The 20,421-nt window shown below is 71.1% G+C and carries 25 protein-coding genes; 14 read left to right on the forward strand and 11 right to left on the reverse strand.

The annotated features are described in order from the left end of the window. The first annotated feature begins 235 nt into the window (after positions 1-235). A complete protein-coding gene (locus tag JAP66_RS03075; RefSeq protein ID WP_199429961.1) occupies positions 236-532 on the forward strand; it encodes a WhiB family transcriptional regulator in 297 nt (98 codons plus the stop codon). A 32-nt stretch (positions 533-564) separates the two neighbouring features. On the opposite strand, the gene bagB is transcribed toward JAP66_RS03075, so the two are convergent. From bagB to JAP66_RS03090, 3 genes are all read right to left on the reverse strand, one after another. Next, entirely contained in the window at positions 565-1,698 is a 1,134-nt protein-coding gene (gene bagB, locus JAP66_RS03080; protein WP_199429962.1) for an ATPase BagB, read from the reverse strand. Beyond that, a complete protein-coding gene (gene bagA / locus JAP66_RS03085; protein WP_199429963.1) occupies positions 1,695-2,696 on the reverse strand; it encodes an ATPase BagA in 1,002 nt (333 codons plus the stop codon). The genes bagB and bagA overlap by 4 nt, the downstream gene beginning before the upstream one ends. Positions 2,697-2,773: 77 nt before the next feature. Continuing rightward, complete coding sequence (locus JAP66_RS03090; protein WP_199429964.1) at positions 2,774-3,022, reverse strand: hypothetical protein; 249 nt, start codon at positions 3,020-3,022, stop codon at positions 2,774-2,776. Between the two features lie 32 nt (positions 3,023-3,054). Here JAP66_RS03090 and sp36 point away from each other — a divergent pair, with 32 nt between their 5' ends. From sp36 to JAP66_RS03120, 6 genes are all read left to right on the forward strand, one after another. Then, the gene (gene sp36, locus JAP66_RS03095) at positions 3,055-3,216 is read left to right on the forward strand and encodes a Sp36 family protein (protein WP_199429965.1); all 162 of its coding nucleotides are present in this window, start codon (positions 3,055-3,057) and stop codon (positions 3,214-3,216) included. 2 nt (positions 3,217-3,218) lie between these two features. Further along, positions 3,219-3,674: a RidA family protein gene (locus JAP66_RS03100; RefSeq protein WP_199429966.1), complete on the forward strand. Its 456-nt coding sequence runs from the start codon at positions 3,219-3,221 to the stop codon at positions 3,672-3,674. Next, entirely contained in the window at positions 3,674-4,306 is a 633-nt protein-coding gene (locus JAP66_RS03105) for a hypothetical protein (RefSeq protein WP_199429967.1), read from the forward strand. Before JAP66_RS03100 ends, JAP66_RS03105 begins: the two co-directional genes overlap by 1 nt. A 36-nt stretch (positions 4,307-4,342) precedes the next feature. Then, positions 4,343-5,533 carry a hypothetical protein gene (locus JAP66_RS03110; protein WP_199429968.1) on the forward strand — a complete coding sequence of 397 codons (1,191 nt, stop codon included), beginning with the start codon at positions 4,343-4,345 and terminating at the stop codon, positions 5,531-5,533. An 81-nt stretch (positions 5,534-5,614) separates the two neighbouring features. Next, positions 5,615-6,376 carry an NUDIX hydrolase gene (locus JAP66_RS03115; protein WP_235998736.1) on the forward strand — a complete coding sequence of 254 codons (762 nt, stop codon included), beginning with the start codon at positions 5,615-5,617 and terminating at the stop codon, positions 6,374-6,376. Continuing rightward, positions 6,373-7,149, forward strand: a complete 777-nt coding sequence (locus JAP66_RS03120; RefSeq protein WP_199429970.1) for an MBL fold metallo-hydrolase — start codon at positions 6,373-6,375, stop codon at positions 7,147-7,149. The genes JAP66_RS03115 and JAP66_RS03120 overlap by 4 nt, the downstream gene beginning before the upstream one ends. Here JAP66_RS03120 and JAP66_RS03125 read toward each other — a convergent pair. From JAP66_RS03125 to JAP66_RS03135, 3 genes are all read right to left on the reverse strand, one after another. Next, on the reverse strand, positions 7,146-8,414 hold the full coding sequence (locus JAP66_RS03125; protein ID WP_199429971.1) for an MFS transporter: 1,269 nt from the start codon (positions 8,412-8,414) through the stop codon (positions 7,146-7,148). The genes JAP66_RS03120 and JAP66_RS03125 overlap by 4 nt on opposite strands. 396 nt (positions 8,415-8,810) lie before the next feature. Beyond that, positions 8,811-9,485 carry a Crp/Fnr family transcriptional regulator gene (locus JAP66_RS03130; RefSeq protein ID WP_199429972.1) on the reverse strand — a complete coding sequence of 225 codons (675 nt, stop codon included), beginning with the start codon at positions 9,483-9,485 and terminating at the stop codon, positions 8,811-8,813. A gap of 284 nt (positions 9,486-9,769) precedes the next feature. Beyond that, the gene (locus tag JAP66_RS03135) at positions 9,770-10,021 is read right to left on the reverse strand and encodes a hypothetical protein (protein ID WP_199429973.1); all 252 of its coding nucleotides are present in this window, start codon (positions 10,019-10,021) and stop codon (positions 9,770-9,772) included. 172 nt (positions 10,022-10,193) lie between these two features. On the opposite strand from JAP66_RS03135, the gene nth reads away from it, so the two are divergent. The 4 genes from nth to JAP66_RS03155 are packed head-to-tail and all read left to right on the forward strand — an operon-like array spanning position 10,194 to position 13,470. After that, a complete protein-coding gene (nth, locus tag JAP66_RS03140) occupies positions 10,194-10,970 on the forward strand; it encodes an endonuclease III (protein ID WP_372448933.1) in 777 nt (258 codons plus the stop codon). After that, on the forward strand, positions 10,967-11,569 hold the full coding sequence (locus tag JAP66_RS03145) for a TlpA family protein disulfide reductase (protein WP_199429975.1): 603 nt from the start codon (positions 10,967-10,969) through the stop codon (positions 11,567-11,569). Before nth ends, JAP66_RS03145 begins: the two co-directional genes overlap by 4 nt. Continuing rightward, a complete protein-coding gene (locus JAP66_RS03150; protein ID WP_199429976.1) occupies positions 11,566-12,276 on the forward strand; it encodes an NUDIX hydrolase in 711 nt (236 codons plus the stop codon). Before JAP66_RS03145 ends, JAP66_RS03150 begins: the two co-directional genes overlap by 4 nt. Positions 12,277-12,285: 9 nt before the next feature. Further along, on the forward strand, positions 12,286-13,470 hold the full coding sequence (locus JAP66_RS03155; protein ID WP_199429977.1) for a MarP family serine protease: 1,185 nt from the start codon (positions 12,286-12,288) through the stop codon (positions 13,468-13,470). Positions 13,471-13,485: 15 nt separating this feature from the next. Here the strand turns inward: JAP66_RS03155 and JAP66_RS03160 are convergent, their stop codons facing one another. From JAP66_RS03160 to nhaA, 3 genes are all read right to left on the reverse strand, one after another. Further along, positions 13,486-14,439 carry an alpha/beta fold hydrolase gene (locus tag JAP66_RS03160; RefSeq protein ID WP_199430054.1) on the reverse strand — a complete coding sequence of 318 codons (954 nt, stop codon included), beginning with the start codon at positions 14,437-14,439 and terminating at the stop codon, positions 13,486-13,488. A gap of 20 nt (positions 14,440-14,459) precedes the next feature. Beyond that, positions 14,460-15,014 (reverse strand): phage holin family protein, encoded by a 555-nt coding sequence (locus tag JAP66_RS03165; RefSeq protein ID WP_199429978.1) that lies wholly within the window; start codon positions 15,012-15,014, stop codon positions 14,460-14,462. 62 nt (positions 15,015-15,076) lie between these two features. Then, positions 15,077-16,276, reverse strand: a complete 1,200-nt coding sequence (gene nhaA / locus JAP66_RS03170; protein WP_199429979.1) for a Na+/H+ antiporter NhaA — start codon at positions 16,274-16,276, stop codon at positions 15,077-15,079. Positions 16,277-16,607: 331 nt separating this feature from the next. Between nhaA and JAP66_RS03175 the strand changes: the two genes are divergently transcribed. After that, positions 16,608-16,850, forward strand: coding sequence for a hypothetical protein (locus tag JAP66_RS03175; RefSeq protein WP_199429980.1), 243 nt, complete (start codon positions 16,608-16,610; stop codon positions 16,848-16,850). Here the strand turns inward: JAP66_RS03175 and JAP66_RS03180 are convergent. Together JAP66_RS03180 and JAP66_RS03185 are read right to left on the reverse strand one after the other, a co-directional pair. After that, positions 16,847-17,581, reverse strand: coding sequence for a VIT1/CCC1 transporter family protein (locus JAP66_RS03180; RefSeq protein WP_199429981.1), 735 nt, complete (start codon positions 17,579-17,581; stop codon positions 16,847-16,849). The genes JAP66_RS03175 and JAP66_RS03180 overlap by 4 nt on opposite strands. 118 nt (positions 17,582-17,699) lie before the next feature. Beyond that, positions 17,700-18,137 carry a DUF6319 family protein gene (locus JAP66_RS03185; RefSeq protein WP_199430055.1) on the reverse strand — a complete coding sequence of 146 codons (438 nt, stop codon included), beginning with the start codon at positions 18,135-18,137 and terminating at the stop codon, positions 17,700-17,702. A 540-nt stretch (positions 18,138-18,677) separates the two neighbouring features. Between JAP66_RS03185 and ldt-CoaP the strand changes: the two genes are divergently transcribed. Beyond that, a complete protein-coding gene (gene ldt-CoaP, locus JAP66_RS03190; RefSeq protein ID WP_199429982.1) occupies positions 18,678-19,481 on the forward strand; it encodes a L,D-transpeptidase family protein in 804 nt (267 codons plus the stop codon). Positions 19,482-19,545: 64 nt separating this feature from the next. Then, a complete protein-coding gene (locus JAP66_RS03195) occupies positions 19,546-20,301 on the forward strand; it encodes a choice-of-anchor P family protein (protein ID WP_199429983.1) in 756 nt (251 codons plus the stop codon). Positions 20,302-20,421 lie beyond the last annotated feature (120 nt).

Raw genomic sequence — 20,421 nt, forward strand, 5'->3', positions numbered from 1 at the left:
AAAAGCCACCGAGGGGGTTGGCGGACGGAACCGCGGCCGCCTACAGTCCGTCAACATCTCACGAGAACAGCCGAAGGACGGGTGAGCCGCCTGCTACGGGGCTTACCTTCCGGGGGGCGGTGCCTGGGGAGGCGCCGTGCCGGAGGGACGTGAGCACAGGGAGAGACCTGCTCGCGGGGGCGATGCGTGCACTTCGTCCTCGCCTGCCGGTCATGAACAGGTAGGAGCTGGGGGTATGGAAACCAACCAGTCGGACTGGCGGGTGAAAGCTTACTGCAGGGACACCGATCCCGATGGTCTTTTCGTTCGGGGTGCCGAGCAGAACAAGGCCAAGCTGGTCTGCATGGGCTGCCCGGTACGGACGGAGTGCCTCGCCGAGGCGCTCGACAACCGGATCGACTTCGGGGTCTGGGGCGGCATGACCGAGCGCGAGCGCCGGGCGCTGCTGCGCCGGCGGCCGGACGTCCTCAACTGGCGGGACCTGCTGGAATCGGCCAAGCGCCACTACGAGCCGGCCGAGCGCGTCTCGTGAGTGCCCACGCGAGTTAGAACTCGGCTACGCACTCACGACCCTGCCCCGGCGAGGCGGTCACCGATGTCGCGCAGGCCCGCGATGTCGTGCACGTCCCCGGGCAGCGCAGGCACGCCGACGACCGGGACGCTGGGATGCGCGCGGGTGAAGCGCGCGAGCAGGCGCTCCTCCCGCGCGGCCAGCGCCACCCGGTCGGCGTGCAGGCGCAGGACCGCGACGGCGAGCGGCGCGTTCTTGCCGCCGCGCTCCAGCGCCTCGGCCGCCGACAGCGCGTCGATCGCGGAGAGGTCGGCGAGCACCGGATGGGTCCGGTTGGCCACCAGCCCGGACAGCGGCATCGACTCCTCGGAGAGCCGCTCGACGAAGTAGCTCGCCTCGCGCAGCGCGTCCGGCTCCGGCGAGGCGATCACCAGGAACGACGTGCCTTTCGAGCGCAGCAGCTCGGCCGTCTTGGTGGCGCGCTCGCGGAAGCCGCCGAACGTCGTGTCGAACGCCTGCATGAAAGCCGACGCGTCGGCGAGCAGCTGACCGCCGAGAATCGTCGAGACGGCCTTGGCGAACATGGAGAACCCGGCGCTGACCACCTTGCGCAGGCCCCAGCCGCCCGCCCGCGCCGGGCTGGTGAGCAACCGGATCATCCGGCCGTCCAGCGCGCTGGACAGGCGGGACGGCGCGTCGAGGAAGTCCAGCGCGGAACGGCTCGGCGGGGTGTCGACCACGATCAGGTCCCAGTCGCCCGTCGCGGCCAGCTGCCCCAGCTTCTCCATCGCCATGTACTCCTGCGTGCCGGCGAAGGACGTGGAGATGGTCTGGTAGAAGCGGTTGCCGAGCAGCTGTTCGGCGCGCTCCGGGCCGGCGTGCACGCGCACCATGTCGTCGAACGTGCGCCGCATGTCGAGCATCATCGCCCACAGCTCGCCCTTCGGCTCGAAGCCGGGGACGGAAACCTTGCGCGGCTGGTTGCCGAGCTCCCGCAGGCCGAGCGCCTGGGCGAGCCTGCGTGCGGGGTCGATGGTCAGCACCACCGTGTGCCGCCCGCGCTCCGCTGCGCGCAGTGCCAGCGCGGCCGCGGTGGTGGTCTTGCCGACCCCGCCCGATCCGCAGCAGACGACCACGCGGGTCTCCGGGTCGTCGATGAGCCCGTCCATGTCGAGGGTGGCGCTCATCGCACCCCCTGGTCGACGAGGGCTTCGGCGATCTCGTACAGCGCCGCGACGTCGACGCCGCCGGTCAGCTCGGGCAGCTCCAGCGTCGGCAGGTCCGCCTCGGCGAGCTGCTCGCGGGCCCGCTGCTCGGCGGCCACCCGGACCGCGTGCTCGACGGTCTCCTCGACGAGCGCGTCGAGCGTCGCGTCCGGCAGTTCGAGCCCCGCCGTGGCGAGCCCGGCGCGCACGCGTGAGGCGTCCACCCGCCCGTCGGCCGCCGGGACGACCGACCGCGCGGGCAGCCTCGGCGGCCGGACCCGGTTGACCAGCACCGCTCCCGGTCGCAGGTCGGCACCGTCGAGTTCGGCGACCGCTTCGAGCGTCTCGCGCACCGGCATCTCCTCCAGCAGCGTCACGATGTGGATGGCGGTCTCGCCCGAGTGCAGCAGGCGCACCACGCCGTCGGCCTGCCCGCGGATCGGGCCGGTCTTGGCCAGGTCGGTGAGGGCCCTCGTGACATCGAGGAACTTCACCACCCTGCCGGTGGGCGGCGCGTCGACGACGACGGCGTCGTAGGCGTGCCTTCCGCCGGACTCGGTGCGGCCGACGCATTCCTTGATCTTGCCGGTGAGCAGCACGTCGCGCAGGCCGGGCGCGAGCGTGGTGGCGAACTCGATCGCGCCCATCCTGCGCAGCGTCCGCCCCGCGAAACCCAGGTTGTAGAACATCTCGAAGTACTCGAGCAGCGCGGCCTCGACGTCGATGTGCAGTGCGCGCACCTCGCCGCCGCCGGGCGCGGAGGCGATCCGCTGCTCGGCGTACGGCAGCGGTTCGGTGTCGAAGACCTGGGCGAAGCCCTGCCTGCCCTCCACCTCGATCAGCAGCACCCGCCTGCCCCCGCTGGCCAGCGCCAGTCCGAGGGAGGCGGCGAGGGTGGTCTTGCCGGTCCCGCCCTTCCCGGTGACGAAATGGAGCCGCGTGCGCGTGAGTTCGTCGGTCCAGCCAGCCAGCGTGGTCACCGTGGCAGCGTAGGACAAGGTAGGACAAGGTAGGACAACGAACCGGACATGCCGCGCGGAGCGCCCGCCGGGCGGGATCAGCTCGCCAGTACGAGCACCGCGACCGCGACCGCGACGGCGGCGGCGAGGCTCCAGGCAGGCACGGCAGGCAGCACGGTGAGCACGAGCACGGCGAGGACGGCGAGCGCCGTGGCGGACACCAGGCCGGAGACGGCGACCGTGCTCGACCTGCCCGTCCGGTCCCGCGCCTTGGCCATGATCATCAGCACGCCCAGGAGACCGGGGAAACCCAGCAGGGCCGTCGCCAGGATCCGCCAGGTCTCCACGAGGTCACAGGGTAGTGGCTAGGGTGTGCCGCATGAGTGCCACGAAGTGGGAGTACGCTACCGTTCCGCTGCTGATCCACGCCACCAAACAGATTCTCGACCAGTGGGGTGACGACGGCTGGGAACTGGTCACCGTGTTGCCGAACCCGAGCGGCGAGCAGCACGTCGCCTACCTGAAGCGGCCGAAGGACTGAGCATGAGCTGGAGCGGGAGGCTCGCCGAACTCGAGATCGAACTGCCCGGCGTCGCGGCTCCGGTCGCCGCCTACGTCCCCGCCGTGCGCAGTGGCTCACAGGTCTTCACCTCGGGTCAGCTGCCGTTCGTGTCGGGTTCGCTCGCCGCCACCGGCAAGGTCGGCGGCGAGGTCAGCCCCGAGGAGGCCAAGCGGCACGCACGCACGGCGATGCTGAACGCGCTGGCCGCAGTACACGACCTGGTCGGCATCGACGCCGTCCGCCGGGTGGTCAAGGTGACCGGCTACGTCGCGTCGAGCGACGGCTTCACCGGCCAGCCCGCCGTCATCAACGGTGCGTCGGAGCTGCTGGGCGAGATTTTCGGTGACGCGGGCACGCACGCCCGCGCGGCCGTGGGGGTCGCGGAGCTGCCGCTTGGTGCCCCCGTCGAGGTCGACTTGATCGTGGAGGTCGCGTGATGGATCCGGACATCGAGTACGCATGTCACGAACTGCTGCTGCGCCTGGCAGGCCGGCTGCCGGACCAGCTGCTGTGGCGGTTCCGGGACTGGCTCGGTGAGGGTGCGATGGGAACGCTCGCGCGCACCTTCCCGAAAGCTTTGCTCAAGCACAGAATTGACCTGGACCAAGTCGAGTATCGCCTGCTGGTCGCCGGTCTCATCCCGCATGGCGCCGATTGGCACCAGGTGAGTTCGACGCTTGGGGTAGACGACCCCGTCGATAACCGGTACACATTCGTTACGGGTGCACCCGATTGGGTGAACTCTGTCGATTCGGTGTCCGTGGTGGTTCACGCAACGTTGCGTGGTCGCCCGGACGTGGGCGAGGTACGGGAAAGCTGGCGACACAGTCGTGACTCCGAGGAGCGGGACGCGAAGCGGGTCCTCCTCGTCACGGGTGTCTCCCGGCTGCCGCGCCTCACTGGGGAGCTGCAGCGGGTCCTCCGGGTACTGGGTGACGAGGCGCCCAGCGTGGAGGTACTGCCAGAGCAGTTCGACCTGCCCGAGTACCACCGGGCGGCGCTCGCGAACTCCCGGTTCGTGTGCGTGGGTGCCGTGGACACCGGTCACCACAGACTGGTACCCGCGTAAAGCTCGCTGCCGGCGGCGGGCTGGAGGGAGTTGGCGATGGTGGAAGTCCACGACGGCCTGCCGAAGGACGGATTCGCGGTGCCGTTGCGGCTGCACAACGTCCTCCTCGCGCTGGCGGGTCGGCTCGACGACACCGCACTGTCGGCGGCGAGGGAGCTCGTCGCCCGCTCGCACCTCGACGACGCGATCGAGCTGGCCACCGGCGCCCTGATCGCGGGCCGGATCATGGTCCGTCCCGCGGAGCAGCGTGAGATCGCCCTCGTACTGGAGATGAGCCGCTCGGACGCGACGCTGGCCGACCACCTCACCGTCGGTGAGGCCGTTCAGGGCTACGCACACCGCTTCAGCAGGGAGAACGAGCCGGAGCGGGGCGTCGCCGAGGCGCTCGACCGCACCCTGCAGGTGCTGCCGGACCTGCGCTCCGTGCACGCGGTCTGGCGCAACACCCCGGCCGGCAGCGTGCCGGGACCGTTGCCGCAGCGCGTGATCCTCGTCGAGATCGGCCCCGAGGGGCATCCGCCCGCGGTCGCGTTCCGGGTCGACACCGCGCTGCGGCGCGCGGGAATCCGTGCTGTCGTCGAGGTCACCGGCCCCGGTGCCGAGCGGACGGAGTACCACGAGGCCGGGCTCGCGGCGGCGACGCCCGTATGGCTCGCCTCGGCGCAGCCGTCCGGCGGTGGCCAGTCCGCGCACGCGCTGCGGGCCAACAACGGCGCGTCCGGACCGCCGCACGCTGTGGCGGAGGCGCCCCGGGAACCGGCGCACGCGATCGAGAACGACACCGAAGACACCGGCGACACCGGCGACACCGGCGACACCGCTGCCACTGGTGCCACTGACGCCGCCGGACCATGGCCCGCGCCGGAGGCGCCGGTCGTGGCGGCCGTCGAGGCGCCGTCCGGCGAGAGCGAGGCCGAGCACGAGAACCGCACCGCCAGCACCACGGAGATGAGCTCCGAGGAGGTCGCGCAACTGCGGATGGCGCTCGCGGAGGACCCGGAGAAGGGGCGGGCGATCGCCAGCGCCAAGCTCCGGCCGGACGAGGTCGTCGACCTGCCCGAGCTGGACCTCGATGATCCGCAGCTGTCCGAGCGGGACCGGCAGCTCCTGCGCGAGCTGCACGCCGAGCTCGCCGAGCGCGAGCGTGCGGAGGCCGCGAAGATCCGGATGAATGGCACCGGTCGCGGTGGCGACCAGCGCTGGGCGGACGGCTTCTCCGGCGCTTGATGGCCACGCGCAACGGGGCCACTCGGTATGTTGCGGGACGTGCCACTGAGTTTTCACGTGCCGAAGACGTCCCTGTTGTCGATGCCCACCGCGCCACCCGAGCGGCCGGCCACCCCGAAGGACGCGGCGACCGTCCTGCTGTTGCGGGATGCCGCCGAGGGGGTGGAGGTGTTCCTCCAGCGCCGGGTCGCGGGGATGGCCTTCGCCGGGGGCATGACCGTCTTCCCCGGTGGCGGTGTCGACGAGCGCGACGCCGATGCGTCGCTGAGCTGGGTGGGCCCGCCCGCGGCGCGGTGGGCGGAGTGGTTCTCCTGTTCCGAGTCGCTGGCCCGGGCGCTCGTGTGCGCGGCCGTGCGCGAGACCTTCGAGGAGTCCGGGGTGCTGCTGGCCGGGACCCGGGCGGGCGTGGTCACCGACACCACGCCCTACGCCGGGGCCCGCGCGGCGCTGGTGTCCAGGGAGCTGTCCCTCGCCGGCTTCCTCGCCGAGGCCGGCCTGACGCTGCGCGCCGATCTGCTGCGACCGTGGGCGAACTGGGTGACACCCGAGCAGGAGCCGCGCCGCTACGACGCCCGTTTCTTCGCCGCGGCGCTGCCTGCGGGCCAGCGCGCCGACGGCGCGACGACCGAGGCCGAGTCGTCCGGCTGGCGGCGCCCCGCGGACGCGATCGAGGACGCCGCGGCCGGGCACAGCATGCTGATGCCGCCGACGTGGTACTCGCTGACCGAACTCGACCGCTGCGCCTCGGTCGCCGAGGTACTGGCCACGCGGCGCCAGGTGCCGAAGGTCACACCGCGGCTCGTGGTGGACGGTGAGCGGGTTCGGGTGGAGGTGGACCTGTGACCCATCCCGCTTACGGCGAGCTGCGCGAGGTCTCCGCGGCCGCGTCCGTCCTGCTGGAGCACAACCCCTCGGTGATGACGCTGGAGGGCACCAACACATGGGTGCTCGGAGCGCCCGGCGCGCGCGGCCGGATCGTGGTCGATCCGGGGTACCGGGACCTGGACCATCTCGGGCGGCTCACCGGGGTGGGCGAGGTGGAGCTGGTCCTGCTCACCCACCGCCATCCGGATCACGCCGAGGGCGCGCCGTGGCTGGCCGAGCGCACCGGTGCGCCGGTGCGCGCCTTCGATCCCGGGCTGTGCCTCGGCGGTGCGGCGCTGGGCCACGACGACGTGATCTCCGCTGCCGGGCTGGACCTCCGAGTGCTGCACACTGCCGGGCACACGGATGACTCGGTGAGCCTGTGGTTCGACCACGGCGGCCGCACGCACGTGCTCACCGGGGACACGGTGCTCGGCCGTGGCACCACGGTCCTCGACGACCTCGGCGACTACCTCGGCTCGCTGCGGACGTTGCGGCAGCTGCCGGCGGGTTCGCTCGGCCTGCCGGGGCACGGGCCGGAGCTCACCGATCTGGCCGAGACCGCGCGGCAGTACTCCGAGCACAGGGAGCAGCGGCTGGAGCAGGTTCGCGCCGCGCTGCGGCGGCTCGGGCCGGACGCGACCCCGCGGCAGGTGGTCGAGCTGGTCTACGCCGATGTCGACCGGTCACTGTGGGCGCCTGCCGAGGCGAGCGTCGTTGCCCAGCTGGAGTACCTGCGGTCACGGGGCTAGCGCTGCCCGGCCGCGGTCACCCTCGCGCCGGTCCCGGTGGCGTCGGGCGCGGGCCGGATGGTGCCGCGGAGTAGCCACACGGCGGCCGCGAGCACGGTCGCGCACGCACCGGCGACCAGGAACGCCGTCGCAGGCCCGCTGTGCTCGACCAGGTAGCCGCTCACCGACTGGCCGCAGGCGAGACCGAAGGTGATCGCCGTGAGCACCCACCCGAACGCCTCGGCGGCGGTGCCCTTCGGGGCGACGATCTCGATCGCGGCCGAGTGGGTGGCCGACTGCGGCGTGATGAGCGCTCCGGCGGCGAGCATGGCCGCGCCGAGTACCCACAGCGTCGACGGCAGCGCGAGCAGGGCCACCAGGCCGCCGAACGCGACGAGCAGGGCGGGCAGCCGCAGGCCCATCGGGCGGGGCCACGGGCGCAGGCTGTAGGCCACGCCGAAGCCCACCGAGCTGACCGACCACAGCGACAGCAGCAGGCCACCGACCGCGAGGTGGCCCGCCTCGGCCGCCGCCGCGGGCACGGCCACCTCCACGAAGCCGATCACCATGCCGAACCCGAGTGCGGCCAGTGCCAGCGTCCGCATCCCCGGGTTGGCGAGAGCGCCGAGCAGGCGCCTGTGTGCCGCCGGGGCGGGACCCCAGGCACGGACGGCAGGGCTCAGCGCGAACAGCGCCGACCCGGTGACCATGCACGCCGCCCCGAGAACCACCCCGGTGCCCGGCCACGGGGTCGTGATCAGCAACCCGGCGAGACCCGGCCCCAGGATGAAGAACGTCTCCATGCTGATCGCCTCGTAGGAGAACGCGGCGTTGCGGGCGGGGCCGGGCGGCAGCAGCCTGCTCCACAGCGCGCGCGACGCCGAGCCGGTCATCGGCTCGCTCAGGCCGATGCCGGCCGCGAGCGGCACGAGCAGCGCCGTCGGCGCGTGCATCTCGATGGCGGTCACGAGTGCCGCGATCAGTGCGGCGAAGATCGCCGACACCGTCAGCAGTGGCCGGGTGGGGCCGAAGCGGTCGATCAGCCTGCCCTGGAGCACGGAGCCGAAGGACACCCCGGCGAGCGTGCTGGCCGACACCACGCCCGCGGTCGCGAACGAGCCGGTCTCGCGCTGCACGAAGAGCAGCACCGACATCCCGATCATCGCGATGGGCAGCCGGGCGAGCAGCGAGGCCACGACCGGGCGGCGCGACCCGGGCGTGTTCAGCGCGGCACGGTAGCCGGCCAGGCTCGCGCGGCCGTGGAACTCGGACTCAGACTGGGACACGCGTACCAGTATGCCTGAGTGTGGTACGTGAGTACCAGTTATTTTCGGTGACTGCTATGCCCACGGACGAGGTGTGGAATGCGCCCAACTGGGTACTTCTATCTCGGTTCTGTAACGGAGTGCGGGAATCGGGCAACAATCTGGATCGTTAGGCGTCTTGAAGGGTGAACGGCCTTGAGTTTGGGGGTAGGGGCCGTGGGATGGTTGAAGTAACAGACTCCCTCCGGGAATCGGGTCGGGGCCTAATCCGGAGGGCGGGGAGCGCGGACTGTCGGGGGATGGTCCGCGCAACGGCAAGGGGCCGGTGCGCCACGTCGGGGGTGGCGCCCGGCCCCTTGTCATGTCTTGAGGGTCCTGAGAGTCGTCCTGAGAGTCACTGCCGCGGCAGCGACCGGATCAGCGGGCCCGGCGGGCGAGCCGCTCCGGGTCCAGGATCAGCACGCTCTTGCCTTCGAGCCGCAGCCAGCCGCGGTGTGCGAAGTCGGCGAGCGCCTTGTTCACCGTCTCCCGCGAGGCGCCGACGTACTGCGCGATCTCCTCCTGCGTCAGGTCGTGGGTGACCCGCAGCAGCCCGGCCTCCTGGCTGCCGAAGCGCTGGGCAAGCTGCAGCAGGGCCCTCGCCACGCGTCCCGGAACGTCGGTGAAGATCAGCTCGGCGACCATGTTGTTCGTGCGGCGCAGGCGGCGAGCCACCACGCGCAGCAACTGCTCGGCGATCTCCGGCCGGGTGGAGATCCACTGCCGCAGCGCCGGGCGGTCCATCGTCACGGCGCTGACCTCGGTCACCGTCGTCGCCGTGGACGTGCGCGGTCCCGGGTCGAAGATCGAGAGCTCGCCGAACATGTCCGAGGGGCCCATGATCTGGAACAGGTTCTCCCGGCCGTCCGCGGACTTGCGCCCGATCTTCACCTTGCCCGCCTTGATGATGTAGAGCTTGTCACCCGGCTCGCCCTCGTTGAAGATCACGTGGCCCCGTGGAAACTCCACAGTCTCCAAGGTCTGCGCGAGCGCCTCAGCCGCTGCCGGTTCCACACCCTGGAAAATGCCCGCGCGGGCCAGGGTCTCGTCCACCTCGTGCCTCCTTCGAGAAGCGACCGCGGTCCTCGGGCAGAGGAACGTGTCGCCGATCACTACGTGCAGTGTAGGGCGTGCCCCAAAGATCGCTCCGTGGCTCGCCGCAGTAGTGCCGATGTGCCCCGCGTGGGTGACATTCGCCGGCTCCTGTCCGCGTTCGCCCTGATACTGCCCGTTAGAGCGTCACCAGGAGTGATCTCGTCCGACCGAACAGCCTAACCTGTGCGATTCGCGGCGCGCCGCCGGACGTGCGTAGCGGGCAGGCGGCGCCGGATGCGTGACTAGCCGCGCACCCGGCGTGGCCGCAGCTTGGTCGCCCTGCCCCCGAGCCTGCGCAGCCGGAACAGCTCGAGCGCGCGGCCGATGCCGTGCCCGTATAGCGCTCTGACCTCGTTGGGTCGCGCCTGCTCGAGGAACTCCTCGACCTCTTCCCCGCGCACGGCGACGTTGCGCAGACGGCTCTCGACCCGTTCCATGAACAGAGCGAAGAGCATGACCACGAGCGGGACCGCGATAACGAACCAGACTGTCATTTCCGCCTCGATGACGATGCGGCGGCCGGACCGGACGCCGGTGCGTTCGGAACCGACCGCATGGATTCCAGCTCCTTGTTCCTGGCGGCTTGATCTCCGCGCCACGATGTGGTGGCCCGACCTTAGCGAAGCACCTGCCCTCACGGTCGGAGGGCGCACGTAGGCTAGCGAGGTGTCGTCAGCCGTCGGTAATGCCCCCCGGAAGGGGCGCTCGTTCGCTGAAGAGAGCCGGTTGTCGTTGGTGAGACGCGCTCGCCGGATGAAGCGTTGCCTCGACGAGGCTTATCCAAACGCCCATTGCGAGCTGGACTTCACCAATCCACTCGAACTGCTGGTGGCCGTCATCCTGTCCGCTCAGTGCACCGACCAGCGGGTCAACGAGGTCACCCCGGCGCTGTTCGCCCGCTATCCCACCGCCGCCGACTACGCCGGTGCCGACCGGGTCGAGCTGGAGGAGATGATCCGGCCGACCGGCTTCTACCGGAACAAGGCCACCTCGCTGATCGGACTCGGCGGGGCGCTCGTCGAGCGGCACGGTGGCGAGGTTCCCGGTAAGCAGGCTCAGCTGGTCAAGCTGCCAGGCGTGGGCCGCAAGACGGCCAACGTGGTGCTCGGTGAGGCCTTCGGCGTGCCGGGGATCACCGTGGACACCCACTTCGGCAGGCTGGTCCGCCGCTGGGGCTGGACGACGGAGGAGGATCCCGTCAAGGTCGAGCACGAGATCGGCGAACTGATCCCGCGCAAGGACTGGACGATGCTCTCGCACCGCGTGATCTTCCACGGCAGGCGGATCTGCCACGCCCGCAAACCCGCCTGCGGCGCCTGCCCGCTCGCTCGCGACTGCCCCGCCTACGGGGCCGGCCCGACCGAGTTCGCCGTGGCCGCCAAGCTCGTGAAGGGCCCGGAGCGGGAACACCTGCTGTCAATGGCCGAGGCAGCGGCGCCTTGACCGCTCCGGTGAAGTGGGCGCTCGCGGTCGGGGCGCTCGTACTGGCGGCGCTGGTGGCCTTTCTGCCGCGCGGCGACGAGCCCCCGGCCGGTCAGGGCGAGGACCTCGGCCCGGCACGTGCCGAGGCCGCACTCGAACCGTGTCCGGCAGGCGGCTCCGGGACCGTGGCCGAGCTCGCCGGGGTCACGGCGCGCTGCCTCGGCGACGGCTCCACGGTCGACCTCGGTGCCGCCCTCGCCGGTGAGCCGACGTTGATCAACGTGTGGGCGACCTGGTGCCAGCCGTGCCGCGAGGAGCTGCCCGTGCTCGCGGAGTACGCCGCCGGGCCCGATGCGGTGCGCGTGCTCACGGTTCAGGTCGCCAGCGACGCCGGCGACGGCCTCGCGCTGCTGGCCGAGCTCGGCGTGCGCCTGCCGACGGTGCACGACGGTGATGGCGAGAGCGGCCCGGTGCGCTCGGCGCTGAAGGTGCCCCGGGCGCTGCCCGCGTCCTACCTGGTCACCGCGGAGGGCGCCGTCCGGTTCGTGGACAGCCCACGGCTGTTCTCCTCGGTCGAGCAGGTCCGGCAGGCCGTCGCGAGCCGGGGAGCCGTGCCGTGACCGGACCGCTCGTGCATCCGGGCGACTCGCCCGAGTGGCTGCGCGCGCTCGTCGAGATCAGCGGTGAGCTGGACGCGAGGACGTTCACCCGGTTCGCCCCTCCGTCCGGCACGCCGACCCGCGCCGCCTCGGTGCTCGTCCTCTTCGGGGAGCACGCGGAGCACCGGCCGGACGTTCTGCTGCTGCGGCGTGCGGAAACCCTCGGCTCGCACGCGGGCCAGGTCGCCTTCCCCGGCGGGGGCGCGGAGGCCGGGGACGACGGCCCGGTGGACACCGCGCTGCGGGAGGCCGAGGAGGAGACCGGGGTCGATCGATCCGGGGTGCGCCCGGTCGCGGTACTGCCCGAGCTGTACGTGCCGGTGTCCGGATTCGCGGTCACGCCCGTGCTCGCTCACTGGCAGGAGCCGTCGCCGGTCGGCCCGGTGGACCCGGCGGAGACGGCCGCCGTCGCCCGCGTGCCGGTCGACGCCCTCGCCGATCCGGCCAACCGGTTCCAGGTGCGCCGGCCCGGTGGGGGATGGAAGGGCCCCGCGTTCGAGGTCGAGGGCCTCTTTGTGTGGGGGTTCACGGCGGGCCTGCTCTCGGTGCTGCTCAACCTCGCCGGCTGGGAGCGGGAATGGGATCACACGGATGTACGTGATCTTGACGTAGCGTTGGCCGAACATGAAGCCCGGACCCGCCGGCGGAGTGGGCGCAGCGCGAGCTAGGGAGAGAAGTTGAACTGGGTCGACGTGCTGGTGGTGCTGCTGGCTGTGCTCGCGGCCGTATCCGGTGCCCGGCAGGGTGTGGTCATCGCACTGCCCGCGTTCCTCGGTGTGATCGGCGGCGCGATCCTCGGCATCCAGCTCGCCCCGTCCGTCGTCGACTTCTTCCAGCATCCCGCCGCGCGGGTGGCGTTCGCGGTGGCCACGGTGGTCTTTCTCGTTGCGCTCGGCGAGACCCTCGGGGTGTGGATCGGGAACAAGATCAAGGGCAGGATCTCCTCACCCAAGCTGTCCGGGGTGGACAACACGCTGGGCGCGGTCGTGCAGGGCGCCGTGGTCTTCGTCGTCGCGTGGCTCATCGCGCTGCCGCTGACGAGCGTGGCGGCGCTGCCGGGACTGGCCAGGGCGATCAACGACTCGACCGTACTGGGTGGCGTCAACTCGATGATGCCGGAGGCGGCCGAGGGACTGCCCGACGAACTGCGCAAGCTGCTCGACGAATCAGGCTTTCCGTCCATCGTGGATCCGTTCCAGAAGGCCCCGATCAACGAGATCGGGCCGCCGGACCCGGCGTTGCAGAACAGCCAGGTCGTGCGGACGCTGAACGACAGCGTGCTCAAGATCCGCGGCATCGCGCCGTCGTGCTCGCGCTCGCTGGAGGGCAGCGGATTCGTCATCGCACCACAACGCGTGATGACCAACGCACACGTCGTGGCCGGGACCGACGAGGTGGCGGTGGAGACACCGGGTGGGCTGGAGCAGGCGCGGGTCGTCCACTACGACCCGGAGACCGACGTCGCGATCCTCGCGGTGCCCGGCCTGCAGGCGCCGACGATGCGGCTGGCCCAGGAGTCGGCGCAGGCCGGTGACGACGCGATCGTGCTCGGCTACCCGCTGGACGGGCCGTACACCGCGACGCCCGCGCGAGTGCGGGAGCGGATCAACCTGCGTGGTCCGGACATCTACGACGCGACCACCGTGCAGCGGGACGTGTTCACCGTGCGCGGGCAGGTGCGCAGCGGCAACTCCGGAGGGCCGATGGTCGACCCGCAGGGCCGGGTGGTCGGCGTGGTCTTCGGTGCGTCCGTCGAGGACCCGGACACCGGGTTCGTGCTCACCGCCGACGAGGTGCGGCCGGAGGTGAACGCGGCGCCGGGATACGGCGCGCAGGTCGGCACCGGCGCCTGCACCTCGTGAGTGCGCACGCGAGTTCTAGCTCGGGTGGCCACTCACGAGGCGGAGGAAGGTCACCAGGGCCCTGCTGGTCTCGACCGGCTCCTCGAGGTGCGGGAGGTGGCCCGTGCCCGGCAGCGTCTCGAACCGGGAACGCGGACCCACCCACGGCGCCGAGTCACGCGCGGTCGAAAGGAGCACGCAGGGGTCGGCGGCACCGTGCAGCTGCAGCACCGGCACCCTGGGCCGCGCGTCGACGGCCTCGGTGAACCGCCTGCCCTCACCGCGGAACTGCGCTCGGAACGCCCACCGGTAGTACTCGAGGGCGCTGTGCGCCACCCCGGGCACGAGCATCGCGCGGCGGAACACCCGCGTGGTCTCGGTGCAGTCGGTGCTCCGCCGCCACGCCTCGCCCGACCAGCCGCGCAACAGCCGCTCGACCGCGGCCGCGTCGTCCCGGACCAGACCACGCTCGGGCGCGAGCGGTACCTGGAAGCGGAACAGGTGGGCCAGCGCACGGGCCTGGTTGGACCTCCGGCCGCGAAGCGCGGTGCGGGTGACCGCCGAACGCAGCGCGAGTGGGTGTGCGCCGCCGAGCACGCTGACGGAACCGACCACCCGGGGGTGCAGCGCGGCGACCGACCAGGCGAGCATCCCGCCCCAGGCATGGCCGACGAGGTGGGCCTGCCGCTCCCCGAGCGCGCGGACGAGTCCGGCGACGTCACCGGCGAGGGTCCACGCGTCGTAGCCGCGGGGCGGCTTGTCGGAGTCGCCGTAGCCGCGCAGATCGGCCGCCACCACCCGGAAGCCCGCGTCGGCCAGCGCGCGCAGCTGGTGCCGCCAGGTCCACCAGAACTCCGCGAAGCCGTGCAGCAGCAGCACCATCGGGCCGGACCCGGCCTCGGCGACGTGCAGCCGGATCCCGTTGGCGGACACGTCGCGGTGTGTCCACGGCCCGTCGATCCGGACGGTCGAGGGATCGGGCCGGGACACGGCGGCTCGCGCCAAGAACGTCAGCGTTGCGTCGGCGAGGGCGTGCCCGGCGCCGGCCGCGCGCCGTCGGCACCATCGGTGCCGGCCGTGTCGCTGTCGGACGTCCGGCGTGGCCTGAACGCGGCGGCCGTCTCCCTGATGCTGTCGATCGACCGCTGTGGTGCCCGGACCTTCTTCCACTTCCGGAAGCCGAGGAGGCCGAAGGCGGCCGCCAGTACCAGCATCAGGCCGAAGACGATGAGGAACGCCGCCCAGCGCTGCAGCCACTCCGAAAGCAGCTCGCCGAGGAAGAAGAAAAAGAAGAACGAGCTGTAGAGGGCTACGACCGCGGCTACGGCGAAGAAGACGCTGCCCTTGGCCGCCTTCTTGGCCTCGCCGACGGTCTCCGACTTGACGAGCTCCACCTCGGCCCGGAACAGCGTCGACATGTGCTGCGTCGCGTCCTTGACCAGCGCGCCGATCGACTGCCCGTTCGTTCCGCCGGAGCCGTTGTCCTCGGACAGCGGGATGTAGGGCACGGCCCCCACGCCGTCGGTGTCCTTGAGTTCGTGCTTGGGGCTGCTCACGCGCCTCATCGTGCCATGTGCCCGGGGAGACGGCGCGGTGGGCGCGCGTAAACAGCGCGGAGCCGCCCGGGTCACTCCGAGGAGGCGGCGTGCACCTTGCTGCGGCGCAGCAGGAGCAGGGCGGCCGCCAGCGACGCGACCGCCGACGCCAGCAGTACGGCGGTCTTCGCGAGCTCGGCGAGTTCCCCTTCCAGTGACAGGTCGGCGATGAGCAGGCTGACGGTGAAACCGACCGCACCGAGCATCGAAAGGGCTCCGATGTCGAGCCAGCCCATACTGGCCGGCCGCCGGGCGATGCCGAGCCGGACGGCGAGGGCACTGGCACCGAGGATGCCGATCACCTTGCCGGCGAGCAGGCCGAAGATCACCGCGAGCGGGATCGGGCTGGTGAACACCTCGCCGAGCGAGTCGGCGCTGATCGCGATGCCCGCCGCGAAGAGCGCGAACACCGGCACGGCCACCGCGGCCGACCACGGCTGCAGGCGGTGTTCGAGGCGGACGGCAGGGGCCTCGCGCTCGCCCGGGTCCTGCCGCACGCGCGTGAGCAGGCCGAGCGCGACACCGGCGACCGTGGCGTGGATGCCGGAGGAGTGCACGGCGACCCAGACGACGACGGCCAGCGGCACGTACAGCCACCAGGCCCGCACCCGCTTGTGCTGGAGGTAGGCGTAAAGGGCGAGTGCCAGTACGGCGACCGCGGCGGCGACGAGGTCGAAGCCCGCAGTGAACAGCACCGCGATCACGATGATCGCGCCGAGGTCGTCGACCACCGCGAGCGAGAGCAGGAAGACCCTCGCCGCCGTGGGCAGGCGGGACCCGGTCAGTGCGAGCACGCCGAGGGCGAAGGCGATGTCGGTCGCCACGGGAATGGCCCACGCCTTGTCGATACCGGGCTCGCCCCAGCCGACGCCGAGGGCGATCAACGCCGGTAGCACCATGCCGCCGATGGCGGCGACGATCGGCAGCGCGGCGGCCTTCACGTTGGACAGCTCGCCCACCACGAGCTCGCGCTTGAGCTCGAGGCCCACGACGAAGAAGAACAGCGCGAGCAGGCCGTCCTTCGCCCAGTCCCCGATGGACAGGTTCAGGTGCAGCAGGTGCGGTCCCAGCTCGAAGTCGCGGACGGAACGGTAGATGTCGTCCAGCGGCGAGTTGGCCAGCACCAGCGCGATGGCGGTCGCCGCGAGCAGGATCATCCCGCCGGTGGTCTCCGTGCGGATGAAGCGGGCGAACTCGGTGACGGCCTGGTTCGAACGGCGCGGTGTGCTCACGGACGGCTCCCGGGGTCGGTCGGTGGCATCGCCGACCAGACTTCCCGGCACACCTCGGCCGACCCTAACGGTTGTCCGGGAACGACGCGCCCCGGACGTGGCGATTGCCACCACTCCCTGGGGCAGTTAGCGACCACTAATCGGAGTACCGTGTCAGAAGTTTTCACCATGCTCAGGCCACAAGGGATGTACGAAATGGACACGGCTACCGAGGCTGTTCGGCCCGAACGCACGCCGGCCTCGCCGGATGATTCCCCGGCTGATGGGCGGCGTGCGCCGAGCTGAGCTGGCATCATCGTCCGGGTCGGCGAAGTCCTGCCCGGGGGGTGCGATGAGGGAGCGGCTCTACGTGTTGCTTGCGGTGGCGTCGGGAGTCCTGCTGATGGCCGGTGGAGCGATCACGCTCACCGACAATGGCACCGCTGGCACGGCCGGGTCCGTGGAGACGGCCGTGAGCGCGCAGGGTCAGGACACCGCGGAGACCGGCTGGCTGCTGCTCGGCTTCGGTGCGCTGCTGGCCGCGGCCGGCTCGTTCTGGGCCTACAGCCGGTTGCGCGGCAAGCGCGCGTCCTAGCCGAGCGCGACGCCGAACAGGTTGCCGATCAGGTACGTCACCAGCATCGTCAGCGTCCCGACTCCGACGTTGCGCACGATCGCCCTGCCCGCCAGCGCGTTCCCGAGCCGTGCGCTCGACCAGCCGGTGAGCGCAAGCCCGACGAGCACTCCAGCACCGCAGGCCCACACCCGCACCGGCGCAGGCGTGAGAGTGATCGCCAGCAGTGGCAGCAGGGCACCGACGGAGAACGCGAGCATGGAAGCCCACGCCGCCTGCCACGGGCTCGTGAGGTGGCCAGGGTCGATGCGCAGCTCGGCCTCGGCGTGCGCACGCAGCGCGTCCTTCGCGGTCAGCTCCTCCGCCACCTTCGAGGCGAGATCGGGGGAGAGTCCCTTCTCCTCGTAGATCGAGGCGAGTTCGCGTTCCTCCTCCACGGGCATCGTGCGCAGCTCCAGCGTCTCCTGCCGGAGCATCGCCCGCTCGGTGTCGCGCTGCGTGCTCACCGAGACGTACTCGCCGCCCGCCATCGACAGCGCGCCGGCCACCAGCCCGGCCACGCCGGCGATCATGATCGCCGAGCGCTCGGTCGTCGCGCCTGCGACGCCGACCACGAGGCCCGCCACCGAGACGATGCCGTCGTTGGCGCCGAGGACACCCGCACGCAGCCAGTTGAGCCTGCCACCGTAGTCCTCGTGGTGGGGCTCACCGGAATGCGGAAGGTCCGGCTCCGGGCCGCGCGTCTCGCTCATGCCCACATTGAACCCGGACGCCCGGATTGGACACCAGTCAATTGGACACCAGTCACCAGAGGCGTGGCGAACCCGCCAGGGTCCGGGTGATCGCCGCACCGCCCGGACCCGGCACGGGTCAGCTCTCCAGTTCGGCGAGGGCCTGCTTGGCCTGCTGGAGCTCGGCCTCCAGCTGCTGGACGCGTGCCTGCTGCTGCTCCCGCGCGGCGTCGATCACCTCGTCGATCGGGCCGGAGAGATCCTCGTGGAGTTCCTTCACGGCACGGGAAACCGCGGCCGCCGGGATGGCGAGGCCACGGGCGATCCACTTGCTGCCGTGCTTCAGTTCCGCCTGCCACTCGCCGTCGGCCGTGCCCGTGACGGTGAGCGTCAGCTCGACCGAGCGGGTTTTGCGGGGGCCGGAGCCCTTGGGCCTGCCTCGCTGTGGCTTGGCCGGCTCGGCCTGCGGGGTCTCGTGCTCAGGTGCGGGCGCCGTCCCGTTCGCCTCCCCGTCGGACGAGGCGGTGGTGTCGGCGGTGGGCACTTCCCGTTCCTGTGTCGCGGAATCCACGGTCATCGTCGGTGTCGTCTCCTTGCCGGGGTCGATCGTGCTCGGGGTCACAGAGTAGAACAGGCGTTCGATCTCGGATCGCCCGGGCCGACTCTACCGCCGCCGCGGGTCGCCCGCACACAGCGAGCGCCGTCTCCGGTTCCGGCGGTCCGGCAACGGGCGGCCGACGATTTCCGAGGCTCCATACCCCCGGTACGGCCGTTACACCTTTCCACCCGAAAGAGTGAACCGAGAATACAAGGGTGAGATAGCGCTGCGTAGTTTCCGCTGATCGCGGTTTTACGGTCGCGTGGCGAGCGGTCGCCTCGGTTGAGCACGGACGGCCGTGGCTGTTACCAACAGCCGGTCGTTTTCGTCCTACTGCGATTCCTTATGTCTCGCAACGGGGTCAGGGCAGTGTCGCCGCGGGTTGCCGCGAGGGTCGCCCTCGGGACGGATGCCGTCACGTCATGATCGACTGAAGTGAGACTGCTGTGAGAGACGAAATGGCTCTCTGCTTTAATACGGATCTTGCTCACTGCGACCTACGGCCAGGGACTGTGATTAATGGAAAGATCTGAGAAGCGGGGGTTCGCCTCCCCGCGGAGGTTGCTCGCCGTCGCGGCTGCGGCCGCACTGGCTCTGCTGGTGCCGGGCTGCAGCGGTGGCGACGAACCCGCCGGCCAGCCGAGCGCGGTCAGCCAGGAGGAGCGTGGCGCGCTCCCGGAGGCGACCACGTACGAGAAGCTCGCGGACGCGCCGGCGGACCCCGAACCCAGCGCCGCCACCGATGGAGAGGTCCTCCATCCCAAGCGTGAGCTGGTGGTGCACGACGCGGCGGACGGCGATCCGATCGCCAAGCTGCCGGTCAAGCAGATCTCGTCGCCGACGTGGGTGCCGGTCATCGCGCGTGAGGGCGACTGGGCCCAGATCCTGCTGCCGTCGCGGCCGAACGGCGCCTCGGGCTGGATCAATACGGCAGGTGACGCGGTGGAGTCGGCCACAAACGACTACCTCGTGAACGTCGATCTCGACGGCTACAGCCTGGAGATCGTCAAGGACGGTGCACCGGTCGGCGAGTGGACGATCGGTATCGGCAAGCCCGAGCATCCCACTCCGACGGGCCGCGCCTTCATCATCGCCTCGATCAAGGAGACCGTGAACGACTACAGTCCGATCGTTCTCCCGTTGAGCAGCCACTCCGACTCGCACGAGACCTTCGGCGGTGGCCCCGGCACGGTGGGCATCCACACGTGGCCGGACAACAGCTTCGTCGGGCAGGCCAACAGCGACGGGTGCATCAGGGTCACCGAGGAAGCCCTGAACGAGCTCGTCAAGCTGCCGCTGGGCACGATCGTCAACATCACGTGACCGGCAGACCGGCCCGCACGACATCCCGCACGACATCCGTTCGCTCGAACTGAAAGGTGAACCCTTGTCCAAGAAGAGAACCGCTGCTCTGAGTGCCTCCGCGCTGTCGGTGCTGCTCGCGGGTGGTATCGCTTTCGCCCCGGCCGCCTCCGCGCAGCCCGAGGACTCCGCGTACGCCATCGAGGCGACCGGCCTGATCAGTGTTCCGAAGACGCCGCACGTGGTCGGCTCGGGCGACCAGTCGCTCGTCGCCGCCGACCTGCCGTCGGCCGCCGACCCGATCGTCCACGCCGGTGTCTTCAACGCGGAGGCCTCGCAGGGCTACGCGAAGGCCAGCACCGCCGAGGCCCGCGTCGGCCTGCCCGGCGCGCCGGTGATCGAGGCCGAGCTGATCGTCGCCGAGTGCGAAGACCTGAAGGGCTCCACCTCGATCGCGAACCTCCGGATCGGTGACCAGCAGGTCAAGCTCGACCAGATCCCGGAGAACCAGGCGGTCGTCCCGGAGCAGCTCAAGGGTGTCGCCAGCATCACGCTGAACAAGCAGGAGAAGGCGGACGGCGCGCTGACCGTCACCGCGCTGTCGGTGGACCTGCTAAACAGCACTCAGACGATCGACCTCTCCTCGGCGACCTGCACGGAGAAGGACGGCGAGCCGACCGAGCCCAAGCCGACGGAGCCCAAGCCGACCGAGCCGACGAAGCCCGGCGACGGTGACGGCGATGGCGACGGCGACGGCGACCTGCCGGGTGCCACTCCGGGTGAGGACGGCAGCGCCCCGGTGCCGACCCCGCAGCCCGGGCACCTCGACGTGACCGGCTGATCACCGGATCACCGCACACATGACTGTGGCCTCCACCCGTCCAGGGTGGAGGCCACAGTCATGTGTGCGGTGGGAGGGAGGTTATTCGTCGGTGGTGGTGTTGTGGAGTCCGGTGGTGAT

The sequence above is a fragment of the Qaidamihabitans albus genome (genome assembly GCF_016464705.1).
In the GTDB taxonomy this organism is placed as follows: domain Bacteria; phylum Actinomycetota; class Actinomycetes; order Mycobacteriales; family Pseudonocardiaceae; genus Qaidamihabitans; species Qaidamihabitans albus.